The 2,669-nt window shown below is 70.7% G+C and carries 2 protein-coding genes; one reads left to right on the forward strand and one right to left on the reverse strand.

Going from position 1 to position 2,669, the window contains the following annotated elements; genetic code table 11:
* Positions 1-2,060, reverse strand: a 2,060-nt coding sequence (locus tag FV222_RS22400; RefSeq protein ID WP_187277426.1) for an FAD-binding and (Fe-S)-binding domain-containing protein, incomplete at its 3' end; no start/stop codon positions are given.
* 314 nt (positions 2,061-2,374) lie between these two features.
* Between FV222_RS22400 and FV222_RS22405 the strand changes: the two genes are divergently transcribed.
* A partial coding sequence (locus FV222_RS22405; RefSeq protein WP_348644947.1) for a beta-eliminating lyase-related protein occupies positions 2,375-2,669 on the forward strand: 295 nt, incomplete at its 3' end.

A 2,669-nucleotide genomic window follows, 5' to 3' on the forward strand; every position in this document is an offset into this window, starting at 1 on the left:
GCCGAGAGGCCCGCGACGCGCTCGGACATCCGCGCCAGCGCCGGCACCCGGTCGCGCAGGTTCAGCAGCGGCGCCAGCCGCGCAGCGACGCCGGCGTAATGCGGCATCGCGCCGATCAGCCGGTCCTTCAGCGGCAGGCCGTGGCGGGCGTGGTAATGATGCAGGAACTCGACCTTCATCCGCGCCATGTCGACGCCGGTCGGGCATTCGCGGCGGCACGCCTTGCACGAGACGCACAGGTCCATCGTGCGCTTCATCTCAGGCGACGTGAACGCGTCCTTGCCGAGCTGGCCCGAGATCGCCAGCCGCAGGGAGTTCGCCCGGCCCCGCGTCAGGTGCTGCTCTTCGCGGGTGACGCGGTAGGACGGGCACATCGCTCCGCCCGCGAGCTTCCGGCAGGTGCCGTTGTTGTTGCACATCTCCACGGCGCCGCCGAAGCCGCCGGCCTCGGGCCAGTCGAGCGCGGTCTCGCGCGGCGCGACCACCTGGTAGTCCGACCCGAACCGCATCAGCGCGCGGTCGTCCATCGACAGCGGGCGCACGATCTTGCCCGGGTTCAGGCGGTTCTCGGGGTCGAACGCGTCCTTCACGGTCTCGAAGGCGCGGGCGAGGCGCGGCCCGAACAGCGGCGCGATGTATTCCGAGCGCGAGATGCCGTCGCCGTGCTCGCCGGAATACGAGCCCTTGAACCGGCGCACCAGCTCGGAGGTCTCCTCCGCGATGGCGCGCATCTTGGCGACGTCGCCGCCGAGCTTCATGTCGAGGATCGGGCGGACGTGCAGGCAGCCGACGGAGGCGTGGGCGTACCAGGTTCCGCGCGTGCCGTGCTTCGTGAACACGTCGGTGACGGCGTCGGTGTAGTCGGCCAGGTGCTCGAGGGGCACCGCGCAATCCTCGATGAACGAGACCGGCTTAGCGTCCCCCTTCATCGACATCATGATGTTGAGGCAGGCTTCGCGCACCTCCCAGACCGACTTCTGGCGCGACGGCTCGTGGATCTCGACCACCGCGTCGGGGAAGCCGTGGTCGGCCATGCAGGCGTCGAGGCGCTTGAGGTCGCGCTCGAGCGCGGCGAGGTCCTCGCCGGCGAACTCGGCGAGCAGCAGGCAGTTCGGCGTGCCGCGGGTGATGTCGGCCAGCGTCGCGCGAAACAGCGGGATGTCGGCGCCGAGCACCAGCACGTTGTTGTCGACGAGCTCCACCGCCACCGGGTCGAGGTCGACGATGTGGCGCGTGGTCTCCATCGCGGAGCGGAACGACGGGAAGTGGCACACCCCCATCACCCGGTGCGCCGGCAGCCGGGACAGCTGCAGCGTCACCGAGGTCGTCGCCGCCAGCGTCCCCTCCGAGCCGACCAGCAGGTGGGCGAGGTTCGGCCGCGCCTCGATCAGCGCGTCGAGGTTGTAGCCGCCGACCCGGCGCTGGACCTTCGGATACTTCGCCAGGATTTCCGCGCGCTCCGACTCGGCGAGCGCCATCATGCGGCGCGCGAGGTCTTCGGCGTGGGCCGAGCCGGTGACGCCGCCGGATTCGTTGCCTGTCAGCCCGAAGCCGAAGGCTTCCGCATCGTGGAACAGCGCCTCCAGGCCGAGCACGTTGTCGCTCATCTTGCCAAAGCGCAGAGAGCGGGCGCCGCAGGAATTGTTGCCGGCCATGCCGCCGATGGTGCAGCGGGTCGCCGTCGAGGGCTCCACCGGGAAGAACCAGCCGTCGGCCTTCACGCGGGTGTTCAGGCGCTCCAGCACCATGCCCGGCTCGACGGTGACGGTGCCGGCCTGCGCGTCGTAGGCGCGGATGCCGTTAAAGTGGCGCGAGCAGTCGACCACCAGCCCCGAGCCGATCGGCTGCCCGTTCTGCGAGGTGCCGCCGCCCCGCATGATCACCGGCACCCCATGCTCGGCGGCGATCGTCAGGGTCGCGGCGATGTCGGCGGCGCTCTTCGGCAGCACCACGCCGGCCGGCATGATCTGGTAGATCGAGGCGTCCGTCGCGTAGCGCCCGCGCGTAAAGGCGTCGAAACGGGCCTCGCCCTGCAACGCCTCCGCCAGCCGCCGCGCCAGGCCGGCGCCGTTCCGCCCGGCGACGCGCGCGCCTTGCTGTGCGCCTTGCCGTTCGCCTTGCCGCGTCTCTTGCCGCGCGTCCTGTCTCGCACCCTGGGGCGCCGTCTCGACCGCCACCTGCTCAGCCCTCCCGACGCCCGATTCCGGTCGCCTCCGCTAAACGTATTCAAAATTCATTTTGATGGAAAGCGTGCCTGCCGCGCTTTCGCGGGACCGCGCGACCATGCACTATGGCGCCGCAACGCCGACCGGAGGCAAGCCTGCCCGTGACGATCGATCTCTACAGCGACACCCAGACGCGGCCGACGCCGGGCATGCGCGAGGCGATGGCGCGCGCGGTGGTCGGCGACGAGCAGTCCGATTCCGACCCGACGACGCGGGCGCTCTGCGACCGGGTCGCCGCCCTGCTCGGCCAGGAGGACGGGGTGTTCATGCCGTCCGGCACGATGTGCAACCTCGTCTCGATCCTGGTTCAGACCCGGGCCGGCGACGAGATCGTGGTCGACGACCAGTCCCACATCTACAACACCGAGGCCGCAGGCTCGGCCGCGATCGGCGGCGTGTCGGTGAAGGCGCTGCCGACGCCGGCGGGACTCTACACGCCCGAGG

This window comes from Methylobacterium sp. WL103, assembly GCF_008039885.1.
Lineage (GTDB): Bacteria > Pseudomonadota > Alphaproteobacteria > Rhizobiales > Beijerinckiaceae > Methylobacterium > Methylobacterium cerastii.